The organism is Polaromonas sp. CG_9.7 (assembly GCF_015752205.1).
GTDB lineage: Bacteria > Pseudomonadota > Gammaproteobacteria > Burkholderiales > Burkholderiaceae_C > Polaromonas.
In genome coordinates, this window is sequence record NZ_JADOVG010000003.1 from 62,874 (window position 1) to 78,050 (window position 15,177).

Sequence of the window (15,177 nt, forward strand, 5' to 3'; positions counted from 1 at the left end):
GGTATTCAAAATGACGCTGAATACATCCATAAAAAACCAGCAAGGGGCCACCCTGATCGAAATTTTGGTGACCATGCTCGTCGTCGCGATAGGCTTGCTTGGTGCGGCTGGTCTTCAATTGGCTGCCACCCGCTATCAGCAAACCGCACAGATGCGCAACCAGGCCGTGATGCAGGCTCAATTCATCACCGAAAAAATCAAGGCAAACAGCAATGCGGTCATCGACGCTACTCCACCCAATCCGACCAGCACCTATCTTGCCCCCCAGGCTTATGCAGCTGCAACACTGGCTGCCTTACCTGCTGACCCTGTCTGCGGTTTGACGACAGCTTGCACATCAGCACAGTCAGCCGTCAAGGACATGCGTGACTGGCGCTTGTCACTTCAAGCGTTGCCTGACGGTCGAGGTGCTATTTTCCCACTCACAGGTGCTGGCGGGGAAACCGATCGAACCGCGCGGCAGGTGATCGTCATGTGGCAGGAAAAGCAGCAGAACGAAGTCGGCACGGCGGCCAATCCCGATCCAGTACCGGTCGATCAAGGCTGCCCTGCACCTCGGGTAGGAGGTGTTCGATGCCTTACCGTGCTGGTAACTCCATGACAAACGAAAAAACCCGCAAGCTTGATCAACGCCAAAACGGGATGACGCTAATCGAGGTACTGGTTGCACTCACGATAGCACTGGTCATTCTGATTGCTATCGGCACAGCCTATCTCAACAGTACCAATCTTGCGAGGCAACGGGAAAATCAGTCAGAACTCAATGAACCTGCTTCTATCGTCCAGCGGCTGCTGCAGCATGACCTTTCCTTGGCAGGCTATGTCGACATTTTCGACTTCGATATTTCCGGTCAACCCCAGGCTGCGTCCCTGTTCAATCCAGGGAATGCCAAGTTGTCGAACCTTTACCAGCGCGTACCAGAAGCCGCAGCCCTCGAAGCGCCGCTGACACAGTTTTTCCCAGGCCTGTTGCCGGTCTTTGGCTGCGATGGCGCAATGACCGGCACACCCAATGCCATCATGATTGCAGGAACAGCAGCGCCGGCATGCGGCGCCGCCAATGCCACACAGCAATCCCTGCAGATAGCATTTCAGGCGGCTCCCAGTGCAACCGCTAATCCCATCAAAAGCCTGCTGTCACCTAATGCTGCCACAGGTGAAGGACGCGACTGCAACCAACAGGGCATCGCGCCTGCAGGTGCAAAAATCATCATCAACAGGTACTTTGTACAGACCAGTACCGACACTATCAACGAGTTGTACTGCGCGGGCTCCGGGAACAACATTCCGCAACCCTTGGCGCGAGGTGTTGAGGAATTTGTACTGCGCTATCAAACAGCCCAGCCAGGGGTTGCAGCGGCTCTAGGCAATACAGTGCCAGCGGCCGGGGGAGCCCAGTCGCAGTATGTCAACGCAGCCACGGTAGCAGCCTCCGCGCTGGGTTGGGCCAATGTCTCGGCGGTGGAGGTTTGCATGGTGTCCGCTACAGCGACAACCAGCGGTTCGGCGGCTTCAGGTACTGCAGCGCTACAGCCCTTCCGGCCAACCTGCCGACGCGACAACAACGGCAATTTTCTTGCGGACGTGGCCAGAAATGCGGGAGACAACCGGCTTTGGAAACGATTCACCTCAGTAACCACGCTCAGAAATGCCATTTACTCCTCGCCCAACTGATTGTTTCACCCGCATCCCTGTGCAGCAGCAAGGATTTGTGTTGGTGACGGCCGTCATTTTTCTGATGGTGCTGTCACTGTTAGGCGTCATGGCCGTTCGCGGATCACTTTTTGAAGAGCGATCTGCAGCGAATAATCGCGACCTTTCGCTCGCCCGGGAAAACGCAGAGCTTGCCTTGCGCGATGCAGAGCGCGACATACTGGGCGTGCGCTTTGATGGACAGTACTGCGCACCCGGCCTGTGCACATTGTTGCGGCCGGCCGGCTCCCGTCCATTGAATGCGACAGAAGCAGCCACCTTCTGGTCCGCACGAAACGAGGCTCTCACGGACCCTGTCACCCCCATAGCGCTTCGGGACGGAGGCTTGAGCCTTACCCCCGAAAACCGGGGCGTCTATGCCGTAGACGTAACCGGCAGTACCTGTGGCTTAGTCAGGCCGCTCTGGAGTGGCGCAGACTGGGGTCCCAATACAGCGTCTTATCCTTGCAGTGGAACCCTCACGCAAGCGGTACCCACCATCGAGTACGGCACATTTACCAATGCGCCGCTGACGTCATTTGCGCCCGCCAACACGCAAGGATCGCGGCCCCCGCGCTACATAATTGAAGTGTTCACCCCCGTCGATCTGAATATCAGAAACACGTCCGCCAAAATATTCTTCAGGATAACGGCAGTGGGATTCGGTCGAATTTTGGGAAGCGGCAGTGTCATTACATCCGTCACGCTTCAATCGGTTTTTTCTCCTCTTTAGTCCTCGGGCAAGGAAACCACAATGAATTCGGTTATTCAAAAAAAATATAGTTTCAGAACTGCTTTGCTGATGGCCGCTCTGGCATTTTCTTCCCTGACATCTGCTTTTACGCCAAGCCAGAGGCCGCCAGAAGGCATCTCCATTCCTGGCAATGTGGTGCTGGCCTTGTCGGTGGAATTTCCAACAGGTAACCAGGTTTCATATACCTCCACCGGATATACATTCGCCACACGCTACTACGGCTATTTCGACAACCGCAAATGCTATGTTTACGACACGGTCAACGAAGTCTTCAAACCTGTCAGTAAGCAAATCATCAACACCGGCGCATGCCCAAGCTCCAGCGAGTGGAGTGGCAACCTGCTGAACTGGCTCACCATGACCAATCTGGATCAGTTCAGGTCTGTCATGACGGGAGGCACCCGTGACAATTTTTCCACAATGGCCAAACGCAGTCCCAACCCGGACAACGGAGATACGACAGGCCGCACGGTACTGATCCGGTCATTCGGCAGCCAGCAGGGCGGCCTCAACAACAACCCATTGAAAAATTTGATTGTTACCACTCAGGGAATGCCCCTGACAGGCGTAAATAAAATTGTTCGTTCTTTTGGCTACGGTTCAAAATTTGTAGTGTCGGACAGCAACAATTTCATCAACTTATCAGCGGCAAATCAGCAGGCAAGCTGTGCAGTGGCTACGCCATCACTGCCAGCCACAAGCACCTGCTTCAACATACGAGTCGAAGCTTGCGTAGCAGTTCCGGTTGGGGCAACCATCCCGGATGTGAGTAAAGAAGCAAACTGTAAAAGCCAGTATTCTGGAGTGGCCAAGCCAGAAGGATTGATTCAGGAGTACAGCAGAAATATGCGATTTGCTGCGCTGGGGTATCTCAATGTGAATGATTACCGTGATGGTGCTGTGTTGCGCTCTGCGATGAAAAGCGTCGGTCCCAACGCCGCCATAGCTGGCGGTGGCATAGCAGCAAATCCGGTTCCTGAATGGGATTCGACTTCCGGCATCATTTATGAAAACCCGGATGCAGCAGACGCCTCAACTACGGATGCGTTGATTGGCAAAACCGACACAAAATCCGGCTTGATCAACTACCTGAACAAATTTGGATACTCCGGCAGTTATGAAACTTATGACAACGTGAGCGAGCTTTTCTACGCGGCTCAGCTTTATCTTCGTGGCAGGGCACCTCCTCCTTCTTATTCAAGTCCCCTGACCGCAGCCATAACCGATAATTTCCCCGTGATTACCGGCAGTAACCTTTTACGAGGGGGGACGCGTGATCCCATCATCAATTCATGCCAGAAGAATTTCATTCTCGGCATTGGTGACATCAATACCCATTGTGACGGCAATCTCCCTGGCTCGACCAATACACGATGCAGTGCAGACATGCCCACTGATCCGGACAACCTGAATGTCCAAAGCCTTTGGGATATCACACGCAATCTGGAGGGCATGGCGGACAATGGGGCTTTTGGCGTCGGCTCTGGAAGCGGTGTAAGCGGCGGCAACACGCCGTATATAGCAGGACTGGCGCACTGGGCCAATACCAATGATATTCGGTCTGATTTGGTTGGAAAACAAACCATCAGCACTTACTGGGTTGATGTTCTCGAGTCACCTTCTGCACCAGGAAAAAAAAGTCAGTACTGGCTTGCCACCAAATATGGTGGATTCAGAACTGATGCAGTGACCGGAAATAATCCGAACACCAATCCTGATTCATGGAATGCCTTAAAAAATGGCGTAAGGGACGGCATACCTGACACTTGGTTTGCTGGAAATGATCCTATTACAATGCGTGCAGGACTCAGTGGTGCGTTCGCTGACATTGCCAGCCGTTCTGGAGCCAATTCTGCTTCCAGCGCGGCAGTCAATTCCACTCGCCAGACCCTTGGAAGCCAAAGCCTGTACGCCAGTTATAACCCAAAAGGATGGACTGGTTCCGTTATGTCCTGTTCTCCATCACAAAGTGCAAGCCAGTGTGCCAGCACGCCAATTTGGGAAGCCTCCAACTGGTTTAAAACCACAGGGCCATTTCCTGCCTATGTGACAACGCCTTTGCTGCCTTCAACCAGAAAAATATTTACTTCATCACGCACTGCATCATTTACTTCGATGCCACTACAGTGGACCAGCCTAAACAATGCTCAGCAAAGTATTCTGGCTGCATCCGATAGTCAGGGCCAAGCCCGTCTGGATTATTTACGTGGAGACCGGACCAGTGAAAACAATGGTCTTTTCCGTAAAAGGGAAAATACCCTGCTTGGTGACATTGTCAACTCCGGCATCACTTCCCTGTCGGGCGCGGGCAGCGCCTATTCAGGACCGAATTTTTTGGGCCATACCGCCTATCGCGTCATCAACAAGACGCGCCCTCCCGTGATTTACGTAGGCGCAAATGACGGTATGCTTCATGCATTTTCAGGAATTGATGGTAAGGAATTGTTTGGGTATGTCCCCGGCTCTGTCTTTGCCAATCTTCCCGCACTGACCGCCTTGAATTTCGAGCACAGGTTTTTCGTGGACAGCACTCCGATGGTGGCAGATATTCAAAAAAGCACAGGTGCCTGGAGTACTGTTTTAGTAGGCGGTCTGGGTGCGGGCGGCAAAGGTTATTACGCGCTCGACATCACAACCCAGAGCAGTTTTTTCAGTTCAACCGAATTAACACTAAGCGCCACTTTGCCTTTGTGGGAATTCACTTCTGCGCAAGACGGCGACTTGGGATATACGTTCAACGAATCAGCAATAGATCCGATCAACAACGCCAGTACGCAAATTGCCAAGGTGGCTGATGCGACAACATCTACAGGCGTATGGCGCGTCATTGTTGGCAACGGTTATGGCTCCACGGCAGGAAGGGCAGCGCTGTTTTTACTGGATGCCAACACGGGCAGTAGCGTGTCTAAACTGGTAGCTGACAACACTGGTCCCGACAATGGCCTTTCAACCCCCAGGCCGGTCGATACTGACAACGATGGATTGATAGACACAGTTTATGCCGGTGATTTACTTGGAAACATGCACAAGTTCCAGTTTTCCAAACTGAATTCAACTGGTACAGACTATGTTGTTGCAAAATCAGGCCCGGCAGGTGGCGGTGTATGGCGCTACCTCGGAAAGGTCTATGCATCCGGAGAGCCCATTACCACTGCACCATCTGTTATTCCGGCTTGTGACGGCATTGGCTGGAATGTATTTTTTGGCACGGGAAAACTTAATGAAGATACGGACTATTCGGACTCAGCGACCAGAAGCCTTTATGCCGTTATCGACAAGGGCCCTTCTTCTGCGTTGACGGTTGCTGCTGCCGATATTGTGAATATTCCCTATACATCGTCAACCGTTTCCACAACCGCAGTGAGAAATTGGACAACGCCCAACCTGATCAACAAGCGAGGATGGAAAATGCTTTTCGCAGGAGGTGAACGCATACTGTCCAACTCCACCCTGCCGCCTGACACCGGCAAGGTGCTTTTCGCCTCCACCCGGCCCACAGGAGATGTGTGCACGCCGGGTAACACTGGATTTTTGATGGCTGTTGATATTTGCAAAGGCAAGATTGGTGAGATGGTCGTTGATGGAAGCATGCTGGTTGGAGGCGTAGGCCTTAGTTCCACCGGAGTGATCAAGGTCAGCAGTACTTATTCCAACGACAAAGGAGAAAAAATACTGTGCAATCAGGACGATTGCAAAGGCCAGAACAGCCCGTTCCTTGTCCGAGGCGTGGCGCCCAAGGGACGTTATTCGTGGCGTGAAATCTTGACGCGGAGCTTGCCATGAGCCCTTTGACAATGAAGAGATATTGCGGTTTCACGTTGATCGAATTGATGATCACGGTGGCCGTCGTCGCGATCCTGTCTGCCATAGCGCTTCCTAGCTACAACGGTTACGTGCTAAGAAGCCATCGGGCAGAAGCCAAAAACACGCTACTGGCTGTGGCACAGCGGCTTGAACAAATCTATACCTTGGAGTCAAGCTATGCGATCACCAAAGACGCTGCAGGAAATGCCGCTGTCGTCAATGATGCCCTGATTGCGTCCTGGGGTCTGAATCAGACACCCTTGAGCGGAACTGCACGCTACAACATCACCTTTTCGGCCAATCCGACTACAACAGCTTTTACCCTGCTTGCCACGCCGGCAAATGCCCAGGCCAATGACACCTGTGGTGTGATGTTGCTTGATAACCGCAACCTGAAAGGTGCGGCAGGTCAAGGCAACCGCGGTGCAATCACCCGCGAATGCTGGGATCGCTGAACTTGTGAACCCGCAATCCATTTCAGCGACAAGTGATGCGTTTGCAGCGAAGGCACTGGCCACGGCTCAATCAGCCATCACCCTAAGCCAGCCAAACCCAAGGGTCGGCTGCATTCTGGTTTCTGCTCAGGGCATCGTATTTGGCCAAGGCCACACCCAAGCCGCAGGCGGCCCGCATGCCGAAATCATGGCCCTGTGCGACGCAGCCACCCAAGGCCATTCAGTTGAAGGCGCAACCGCCTACGTCACCCTTGAACCCTGCTCCCACCACGGTCGAACTGGCCCATGCTGCGATGCACTGATTGCCGCAGGTATTAAAAAAGTCGTAGCCTCCATTGCCGATCCCAATCCTCTCGTATCAGACCAAGGATTCGCTCGACTCAGAGCTGCCGGCATTGAAGTTGAAGTCGGCCCCGGCGCTGCAGAATCTCGCGAACTCAACATCGGTTTCTTTAGCCGCATGATCCGCAAGACGCCGTGGGTACGAATGAAGATGGCGGCCTCGCTGGACGGCACGACGGCGCTATCCAACGGGCAAAGCCAGTGGATCACCGCGTCCGAAGCGCGGGCAGACGGCCACGCCTGGCGCGCGCGCGCTTGCGCTGTCATGACGGGTATTGGCACTGTGCTGCAAGACAACCCGCGCCTCGATGTGCGCGAAGTAGCCACGCCACGCCAGCCGCATATCGTGGTGGTGGACAGCCGGCTGCAAACGCCGCTGGATGCTCATCTTTTCATAGCTGATCGCACTTGCATTATTTACGCTGCAGTTCCAAATGATGCGAAAAAGGCAGCGCTTGAAGCACGTGGTGCCACGGTCGTCATGCTGCCCGACGCCAACGGGAAAGTCGATCTGGCGGCCATGATGAAAGACTTGGGAACCCGCGAAATCAACGAGTTGCATGTCGAGGCCGGCAGCAAGCTCAATGGCTCACTGATTCGTGCCGGACTGGTCGATGAATTCTTGCTTTACCTGGCGCCCAAACTGCTTGGGCCAGGCCAGGGCATGGCAGCATTCGGTCCTTTACACGCCTTGGCTGACGCAGTTGAGCTGCAGTTTCACTCCACCGAACAAATAGGCGCTGACTTGCGCATCGTGGCGCGCGTTACCGGGCGCGACCAGTTTTAAGCCTCTTTTGGGCCGAGGCGTTCAAAGGGTATGTGCAAGACTTTTCAACGCCTTTAGAGTCGACCCGGGCGTTCCACCTCTTTTCCCTGCGAAAATAACCTCATGTTTACCGGAATCATCACTGGCATGGGGCGCATCGTCGCCATCCATCGCCTGGGCAGCTCTTCAGACCATGGCTTGCGTCTCACCATCGAAACACCTCCGGGCTATCTCGATGATGTGGGCTTGGGCGACAGCATTGCGCTCAACGGCGCCTGCATGACGGCCACGACACTGGACCCCACCCACAACCAGTTCACCATCGACATTTCCGCCGAATCGCTGGACAAGACCTGCGGCTTGACTGAAATCGGCATCATCAACCTCGAAAAAGCACTGCGCGCCCATGACCGGCTTGGCGGTCATATCGTGTCCGGCCATGTCGATGGCATTGGCCGTGTCACGCACTTTGCCCAGGTGGGCGAAAGCTGGGAGCTTCGCATCCGCGCGCCGCAGTCGCTTGGCAAGTATCTGGCTTACAAAGGTTCCATCACCGTCAACGGCGTAAGCTTGACGGTGAACCGCGTGCAAGACTTGGCGGGCCAAGTGGACGAAGCACCGGGCTGCGAGATCAGCATCAACCTGATTCCCCACACCGTCGAAAATACCGCGCTGGGCCAGTTGGCCCAAGGTTCGCCGGTCAACCTTGAAATCGACCTGATCGCGCGTTATGTCGAGCGCATGCTGCAAGACTCCCTCCTCAAACAAGCAACCCTTTAAATGACCCCACTGATCTCCCCTGTTGAAGACATCGTTGCCGAGATGCGCGCCGGCCGCATGGTCATTCTGGTTGACGAAGAAGACCGCGAAAACGAAGGCGACCTGGTGCTCGCCGCCGACCATGTGACACCTGAAGCCATCAACTTCATGGCACGGTTTGGCCGTGGCCTGATTTGCCTGACGCTGACGCGAGATCGCTGCGAACTGCTGAAACTTCCCCCCATGGCAGCGCGCAACGGTGCGCAGTATTCAACGGCGTTCACGGTGTCGATCGAAGCCGCCGAAGGCGTGACCACCGGCATTTCGGCCGCCGACCGTTCACGCACGGTGCAGGCCGCCGTGGCCGCTGGCGCGACGTTCAGCGACCTGGTCCAGCCCGGCCATATCTTCCCCCTGCAGGCGGTCGATGGTGGCGTGCTCATGCGTGCTGGCCATACCGAGGCGGGTTGCGATCTGTCCGCCATGGCCGGCTGTTCACCGGCATCGGTGATTTGCGAGATCATGAACGACGACGGCACCATGGCCCGGCTGCCGGATCTGCAGGTGTTTGCCGCCACGCATGGCCTGAAGATTGGCACGATCGCCGACCTGATCGAACACCGCAGCCGCACCGAGTCGCTGCTGCAAAAGGCCGGCAGCCGCACGCTGCAAACTGCCTTTGGCGAGTTCACCGCGCATGCATTCAAGGACAAGACCAACCACGACCTGCACCTGGCGCTGGTCAAGGGCCAATGGGCCGCTGACGACACGGTGGCGGTGCGCGTGCACGAACCGCTGTCGATGCTCGATCTGTTAGAGACCGGCCGAATCATGCATTCATGGAGCCTGGACCAGAGCTTGAAGCACATTGAAGCCGAAGGACGGGGCGTGTTGGTGCTGCTGAACTGCGGCGAAAGCGCTGACCAGCTGATGGCCCAATTTGAAGGCACGGCCAGAGCCGCCCAGGCCCCCGAGCGCGGCCGCATGGACTTGCGTACCTATGGCGTGGGCGCGCAGATCCTGCGGGAATGCGGTGTACAGAAAATGCACCTGATGGGCAATCCGCGCCGCATGCCGAGCATGACCGGCTACGGCCTGGAGATCGTCGGCTACATCGGCAAACACCAGACCCAGCCTCAAACCGTTTAAGGAAAGCGCACCATGCTCAATGCAGACAAAGGTCTGGGCGAAAAGCTCGACGGTAAAAAACTCTCGATCGGTATCGTCCAGGCGCGCTTCAACGAAGGCATCACCAACATTCTGGCGGCAGCCTGTCTTCAGGAGCTCGAAGCGCTGGGCGTGCAAGATAAGAACATCACGCATGTCAAGGTGCCCGGCGCGCTGGAAGTGCCTTGTGCGCTGCAGGCGCTGGCAGAAACCGAAAACTTCGATGCGCTGATTGCCCTGGGCTGCATCATTCGCGGCGAAACCTACCATTTCGAACTGGTTGCCAACGAAAGCGGCGCGGCTGTGACTCGACTGGCGCTGGACTACCAGCTGCCAATTGCCAATGCCATCCTGACGGTCGAAAACCAGGCACAAGCCGAGGCGCGCCAGGAAGAAAAAGGCCGTGACGCGGCACGTGTCGCGGTCGAAATGGCAAACCTGCTTGAAGCGCTTGCCTGAACATCCTTCTTTACAAAAATATAACGGACTTTCATGGCTGAACCTCTTATCAAAACCAAGCGACCGCCGCAAACCCGCACCGGCCTGACCGATACCGGCGTGAAAAAAGCCGCCGACAAATCGGCACGCACCCGCGCGCGCGAGTTTGCGCTGCAGGGCCTGTACCAGCATCTGGTGGGCCAGAACCCGGCCGACTCGATTGACGCTTTCACCCGCGACCTGGTCGGATTCCACAAGGCCGATTCGGCGCATTTTGATGCCTTGCTGCACGGCTGCATTGAATCGGAGCCAACGCTCAACGCCGCCATCGTTCCCTTGCTGGACCGGAAAATGGCCGAAATTTCGCCGGTGGAGCATGCCATTTTGTGGATTGGCGCTTACGAATTCACGCATTGCCTGGACGTGCCTTACCGCGTCGTGATCAACGAATGCATTGAGCTGGCCAAGGCTTTTGGCGGCACTGACGGCCACAAGTACGTCAATGGCGTGCTGCACAAGATGGCGCCTTCGCTGCGCGCGGCAGAAGTCGCGGCCGACCAAGCGCGTCATGCCTGAAAACTTGTCTTTTGCCCCTCTTTGAAAGCCCCGCCTTGAAAATTTCCCAGCGGGCCGCCCGCATCGAGCCCTTCTACGTCATGGAGGTGGCCAAGGCCGCCAGTGCGCTGGCGCAGCAGGTGGCGCATACCGACTCGCCGATGATTTTCCTGAATATCGGCGAGCCTGACTTCACCGCCCCGCCGCTGGTGCAGCAAGCAGCCAGCCGCGCGATTGCACAGGGCACCACCCAATACACCCAGGCGATGGGCCTGCCCGCCTTGCGCGAGCGAATCAGCGGCTGGTATTTGTCGCGCTTTGGTGCCGACGTGGCGCCCAGCCGCATCGTCATCACGGCAGGCGCATCGGCCGCGCTGCAGCTTGCCTGTCTGGCCTTGATCGAGTCAGGCGATGAAATCCTGATGCCTGACCCGAGCTATCCGTGCAACCGGCATTTCGTCACTGCAGCCGACGGCACGTCGGTGCTGATTGCAACCACCGCCGACGAACGTTTTCAGCTGACCCGCAAAAAGGTCGAAGCCGCCTGGAACCACAAAACGCGCGGCGTGCTGCTGGCATCGCCCTCGAATCCGACGGGCACCTCGATTGCGCCTGAAGAATTCAAAAGTATTCATGAATTCGTTCACAGCCGCGGCGGAATCACGCTGATCGACGAGATTTACCTGGGGCTGAGCTACGAGGAACGCTTTGGCCATTCGGCACTGGCTTTGCCCGGCGAACTCGGCCAGAGCGTGATCAGCATCAACAGCTTCAGCAAATACTTCAACATGACCGGCTGGCGCCTGGGCTGGCTCGTGGTACCCGAAGCGCTGGCGCCCGTCATCGAGCGCATGGCGCAAAACCTGTTCATCTGCGCCAGCACGGTGGCCCAGCATGCAGCGCTGGCCTGTTTCGAGCCAGAAAGCCTGGCCGAATACGAAAGCCGCCGGGCTGAATTCAAGGCGCGGCGCGACTACTTCATACCTGAACTGAATCGCCTGGGCCTGCGCGTGCCCGCCATGCCCGACGGCGCGTTCTACGCCTATGCCGACTGCACCGAAGCAGCGGCCCGGCTCGGTGTCAGCGGCAGCTGGGACTTTGCCTTTGAACTGATGAAACGCGCGCACCTGGCCGTCACGCCGGGACGCGATTTCGGCCATGCGGCGCCCGAGCAGTTCGTGCGGTTTTCAACCGCCAGCTCCATGGCGCAGCTCAAGGAAGCCGTGGCACGGCTAGAGTCGGTCCTGGGCTAGTCCAACAGATGACCCAACCCAGCATCGGCGGGACCGCAGGTCAAATAGCGCCCTCCACAAACAGTAAGCCGCTCGTAGCGGCGCGCGTGAATGCCCCCGCTCCAAACCAGCTGGGGCCGCAGGACCGGCTTTGCCGGGCTGCAGGCGCAGCGGCCCCCTCGGGGGGCAGCGAACCACACGCAGTGGGGAGCGTGGGGGCTATTTTCCAGTGGCCAGTGCGCGTGTACTGGGAAGACACCGATGCCGGCGGTATCGTGTTTTATGCCAATTACCTGAAATTCTTTGAACGTTCGCGCACCGAGTGGCTCAGATCACTCGGTATTCAACAGCAAAATCTGAAGGACAGCAGCGGCTGCATGTTTGTGGTGACCGATACCACGCTGCGCTACCAGCGCCCTGCCCGCCTTGACGATGAGTTGGTGGTGACAGCCAGAATGATTGAAATGGGCCGTGCGTCCATGACGATCAAGCAGCAGGCACTACTAAAATCAGAGCATTCAAACGACCAGCCCGCCATCTTGCTGTGTGAAGGCACGATACGCATTGCCTGGGTGCATGGTGCCAGCCTGCAACCCCGGCGCATCCCTGTTTCCATTCTGGACCGCTTGAAAAACTGATGACACAAAAAGCTTCAACATGAACCAAGACCTCTCCATTGTCAGCCTCCTCCTCCATGCCAGCTGGGTCGTCCAAGCCGTCGTTGTCCTGCTGGTTGGCATTTCAATTGCCAGCTGGGCGGCGATTTTTCGCAAAATCGTGGCGCTCAAGCTCGCCCAGCAGCTTAACGACGAGTTTGACCGTGGCTTCTGGTCGGGCACCAGCCTGAACGACCTGTTTGCCGGTGCGGCGCAAAACGCCAAGACCTCGGGTTCGATGGAACGCATTTTTGCCAGTGGCATGCGCGAATACCAAAAGTTGCGCGAGCGCCACATCAGCGACGCGGGCACGCTGCTCGACGGCGCACGCCGCGCCATGCGCGCCAGCTACCAGCGCGAGATGGACACGATCGAGGCGAATTTATCCTTCCTGGCCACGGTCGGCTCGGTGTCGCCCTATGTCGGCCTGTTCGGCACGGTCTGGGGCATCATGCATGCCTTCACCGGACTGGCGGCGATGGAATCGGTGACGCTGGCCACCGTTGCACCCGGCATTGCCGAGGCGCTGGTGGCCACGGCCATTGCGCTGTTCGCAGCGATTCCTGCCGTGGTGGCGTACAACCGCTTCGCGCACGACATCGACCGAATCGCCAACCGGCTGGAAACCTTCATTGAAGAGTTTTCCAATATTCTGCAGCGCAACCTGGGCGCGCAATCGCCTTCAGGCCACTAAAGATATGGCCCCCACGCTTGTCGCTTCGCGTACTGCGCTGCCCCCGAGGGGGCCGCTGCGCCTGCGGCCCGGCAAAGCCGGCTCCACGGCCCCTGCTGGTGGGGAGAAGATTTCTCCACGCTTGTTGTAACGCGGCCCATGCTGCGGCCGTCATCGTCAGTCTAAGGAAATCACCATGCCAGCAGTCAGTTCACGCGGCCGGGGACGCCGCACCATCAGTGAAATCAACATGGTGCCTTTCATCGATGTGATGCTGGTGCTGCTGATCATCTTCATGGTGACGGCGCCGCTGATCACGCCGAGCATGATTGCCCTGCCCAAAGTCGGCCAGGCGTCCAAGCAGCCGCAAAATCCAGTGCGCATTGACATCCAGAAGGACGAAAGTGTGCAGATCCGCTTCAAGACCGACACGGTGTCGAGCACGGTGCGCGGCGTGGCTGCCGATATCGTCAGCCGGGAGCCCGGCGTGAAAGCACAAGGCGGCGAAGGCGTTCCGGTGGTGATCAGCGCCGACAAGTCGATCAAGTACGAAACCGTCGTGCAGGTCATGGACACCCTGCAAAAAGCCGGCGTGGCCCGTGTTGGCCTGTCCGTGCAAACCAGCAAATAATTCACCCCGCACAACTGCCAAGAACGCCGCAAACCCATGTCCAGCAACGCAGACCGCCTTGAATTTGCCCCGCCGCGCGAGAAGGCTTCGCCGCGCGCATTCGGGCTGGCGCTGCTGGTCCATGTCCTGCTGATTGCCGCGCTGACCTGGGGCGTGAACTGGAAACGCACCGACGACGCGGCCTCGTTTGAAGCAGAACTGTGGTCTGGCGTGCCGCAACCCGCCGCGCCCCGGCAGGTTGAAGCCCCGCCGCCACCGCCTCCTGAGCCGGTGCCAGCACCGCCAACCGAGCCGGCACCGCCACCTGAGCTTCCCCCGCCCCCGCCACCGACTCCCCCAGCCCCCAAGGCGCCCGAAGTCAAGGAAACGCCGCCGCTGCCGGACGTGGACATTGCGCTGGAAAAAGAAAAGAAACGCAAGCTGCTGCAGAAACAAAAAGAGGCTGAAGTGCTGAAGGCGCAAAAGCTGGAGGAAAAGCGTGAAGCCGATTTGCAGGCCCGGCAAGCGAAAGAGCTTGAGAGAAAGAAGGAAAAAGAACAACAAGCCAAGGAAGAACTGGCGGAGCGCAAGGCCCGGGAAGTGGCTGAAAAGGCCGAGGCGAAAAAGCAGGAAGCCCGGCAACTGGCTATCGAGAAGGAAAAAGAAAAAGAGAAGGAAAAACGAACCGCTGCCGCCAATGCCGCCGCTGAGAAACAAAAGCAGGCCGCCGCTGAAAAACAAAAAGCTGCTGCTGCCGCCACAGCCGCAGCCAATGCCGAAAAGCAAAAAGAGGCAGCCGCTGCCGCTGAGGCTGCCAAACAAAAGGCCGCAGCCGCCGCAGGCGCAGAAAAGGCACGCCAGGCGGCCATTCAGAAACGCATCATGGACATGGCTGGTGCGGGAAATTCCGACGGGCCGTCAGGCGCGGGCGCGTCTAAATCCAGCGGTCCTTCGGCAGGCTATGCCGGCAAGGTCAGGGCGCGGGTTCTGCCGAACGTGGTGTTCAACGACGACATCGCGGGCAACCCCGTGGCTGAAGTCACGGTCGCCACGACCGCAGACGGCACCATCATGAGCCAGCGATTGACGAAATCCAGCGGCAACAAGGCCTGGGACGACGCCGTACTCAAGGCCATCATTCGCACGGGCTCATTGCCGCGCGATGTCGATGGCCGGGTGCCGACCCCCATGATCATCGAATTCCGGCCCAACTAGGCTGGCCCGGTGATTGCTATAAAATAAGTAGCTGCTTGCGCCCGTACAGTATGCGCAAA

General features: G+C 57.3%; 15 protein-coding genes. All 15 read left to right on the forward strand.

Annotation, left to right across the window (positions count from 1 at the left end; translation table 11 throughout):
- The first annotated feature begins 10 nt into the window (after positions 1-10).
- Positions 11-601, forward strand: a complete 591-nt coding sequence (pilV, locus tag IWX87_RS04165) for a type IV pilus modification protein PilV (RefSeq protein WP_196862267.1) — start codon at positions 11-13, stop codon at positions 599-601.
- A complete protein-coding gene (locus IWX87_RS04170) occupies positions 598-1,674 on the forward strand; it encodes a PilW family protein (RefSeq protein WP_196862268.1) in 1,077 nt (358 codons plus the stop codon). Before pilV ends, IWX87_RS04170 begins: the two co-directional genes overlap by 4 nt.
- Positions 1,649-2,425: a PilX N-terminal domain-containing pilus assembly protein gene (locus IWX87_RS04175; protein WP_231374579.1), complete on the forward strand. Its 777-nt coding sequence runs from the start codon at positions 1,649-1,651 to the stop codon at positions 2,423-2,425. Before IWX87_RS04170 ends, IWX87_RS04175 begins: the two co-directional genes overlap by 26 nt.
- A gap of 21 nt (positions 2,426-2,446) precedes the next feature.
- A complete protein-coding gene (locus IWX87_RS04180) occupies positions 2,447-6,229 on the forward strand; it encodes a pilus assembly protein (RefSeq protein ID WP_196862270.1) in 3,783 nt (1,260 codons plus the stop codon).
- Positions 6,226-6,705 carry a type IV pilin protein gene (locus IWX87_RS04185; RefSeq protein WP_280757664.1) on the forward strand — a complete coding sequence of 160 codons (480 nt, stop codon included), beginning with the start codon at positions 6,226-6,228 and terminating at the stop codon, positions 6,703-6,705. Before IWX87_RS04180 ends, IWX87_RS04185 begins: the two co-directional genes overlap by 4 nt.
- Before the next feature lie 4 nt (positions 6,706-6,709).
- Positions 6,710-7,834, forward strand: a complete 1,125-nt coding sequence (ribD, locus tag IWX87_RS04190; protein ID WP_280757665.1) for a bifunctional diaminohydroxyphosphoribosylaminopyrimidine deaminase/5-amino-6-(5-phosphoribosylamino)uracil reductase RibD — start codon at positions 6,710-6,712, stop codon at positions 7,832-7,834.
- A 102-nt stretch (positions 7,835-7,936) separates the two neighbouring features.
- The gene (locus IWX87_RS04195; RefSeq protein WP_196862271.1) at positions 7,937-8,593 is read left to right on the forward strand and encodes a riboflavin synthase; all 657 of its coding nucleotides are present in this window, start codon (positions 7,937-7,939) and stop codon (positions 8,591-8,593) included.
- On the forward strand, positions 8,594-9,721 hold the full coding sequence (ribBA, locus tag IWX87_RS04200) for a bifunctional 3,4-dihydroxy-2-butanone-4-phosphate synthase/GTP cyclohydrolase II (protein WP_196862272.1): 1,128 nt from the start codon (positions 8,594-8,596) through the stop codon (positions 9,719-9,721).
- Between the two features lie 12 nt (positions 9,722-9,733).
- Positions 9,734-10,198, forward strand: coding sequence for a 6,7-dimethyl-8-ribityllumazine synthase (gene ribH / locus IWX87_RS04205; protein WP_196862273.1), 465 nt, complete (start codon positions 9,734-9,736; stop codon positions 10,196-10,198).
- A gap of 33 nt (positions 10,199-10,231) precedes the next feature.
- Complete coding sequence (gene nusB, locus IWX87_RS04210; protein ID WP_196862274.1) at positions 10,232-10,753, forward strand: transcription antitermination factor NusB; 522 nt, start codon at positions 10,232-10,234, stop codon at positions 10,751-10,753.
- A gap of 35 nt (positions 10,754-10,788) precedes the next feature.
- Positions 10,789-11,985, forward strand: coding sequence for a pyridoxal phosphate-dependent aminotransferase (locus IWX87_RS04215; protein ID WP_196862275.1), 1,197 nt, complete (start codon positions 10,789-10,791; stop codon positions 11,983-11,985).
- A 200-nt stretch (positions 11,986-12,185) separates the two neighbouring features.
- A complete protein-coding gene (gene ybgC / locus IWX87_RS04220; protein WP_196862451.1) occupies positions 12,186-12,602 on the forward strand; it encodes a tol-pal system-associated acyl-CoA thioesterase in 417 nt (138 codons plus the stop codon).
- Positions 12,603-12,621: 19 nt separating this feature from the next.
- Positions 12,622-13,314, forward strand: coding sequence for a protein TolQ (tolQ, locus tag IWX87_RS04225; protein WP_196862276.1), 693 nt, complete (start codon positions 12,622-12,624; stop codon positions 13,312-13,314).
- A 175-nt stretch (positions 13,315-13,489) separates the two neighbouring features.
- A complete protein-coding gene (locus IWX87_RS04230) occupies positions 13,490-13,924 on the forward strand; it encodes a biopolymer transporter ExbD (RefSeq protein ID WP_196862277.1) in 435 nt (144 codons plus the stop codon).
- A 36-nt stretch (positions 13,925-13,960) separates the two neighbouring features.
- Positions 13,961-15,118, forward strand: a complete 1,158-nt coding sequence (tolA, locus tag IWX87_RS04235; RefSeq protein ID WP_196862278.1) for a cell envelope integrity protein TolA — start codon at positions 13,961-13,963, stop codon at positions 15,116-15,118.
- Positions 15,119-15,177: the final 59 nt, after the last annotated feature.

Bases quoted from the DNA above. Each gene is read 5' to 3' on its own strand.
- nusB (WP_196862274.1), top strand. From the start codon at position 10,232: ATGGCTGAACCTCTTATCAAAACCAAGCGACCGCCGCAAACCCGCACC.
- IWX87_RS04185 (WP_280757664.1), top strand. From the start codon at position 6,226: ATGAGCCCTTTGACAATGAAGAGATATTGCGGTTTCACGTTGATCGAA.
- tolQ (WP_196862276.1), top strand. From the start codon at position 12,622: ATGAACCAAGACCTCTCCATTGTCAGCCTCCTCCTCCATGCCAGCTGG.
- ribH (WP_196862273.1), top strand. From the start codon at position 9,734: ATGCTCAATGCAGACAAAGGTCTGGGCGAAAAGCTCGACGGTAAAAAA.
- IWX87_RS04180 (WP_196862270.1), top strand. From the start codon at position 2,447: ATGAATTCGGTTATTCAAAAAAAATATAGTTTCAGAACTGCTTTGCTG.
- IWX87_RS04195 (WP_196862271.1), top strand. From the start codon at position 7,937: ATGTTTACCGGAATCATCACTGGCATGGGGCGCATCGTCGCCATCCAT.
- tolA (WP_196862278.1), top strand. From the start codon at position 13,961: ATGTCCAGCAACGCAGACCGCCTTGAATTTGCCCCGCCGCGCGAGAAG.
- pilV (WP_196862267.1), top strand. From the start codon at position 11: ATGACGCTGAATACATCCATAAAAAACCAGCAAGGGGCCACCCTGATC.
- ribBA (WP_196862272.1), top strand. From the start codon at position 8,594: ATGACCCCACTGATCTCCCCTGTTGAAGACATCGTTGCCGAGATGCGC.
- IWX87_RS04175 (WP_231374579.1), top strand. From the start codon at position 1,649: ATGCCATTTACTCCTCGCCCAACTGATTGTTTCACCCGCATCCCTGTG.
- IWX87_RS04170 (WP_196862268.1), top strand. From the start codon at position 598: ATGACAAACGAAAAAACCCGCAAGCTTGATCAACGCCAAAACGGGATG.
- IWX87_RS04230 (WP_196862277.1), top strand. From the start codon at position 13,490: ATGCCAGCAGTCAGTTCACGCGGCCGGGGACGCCGCACCATCAGTGAA.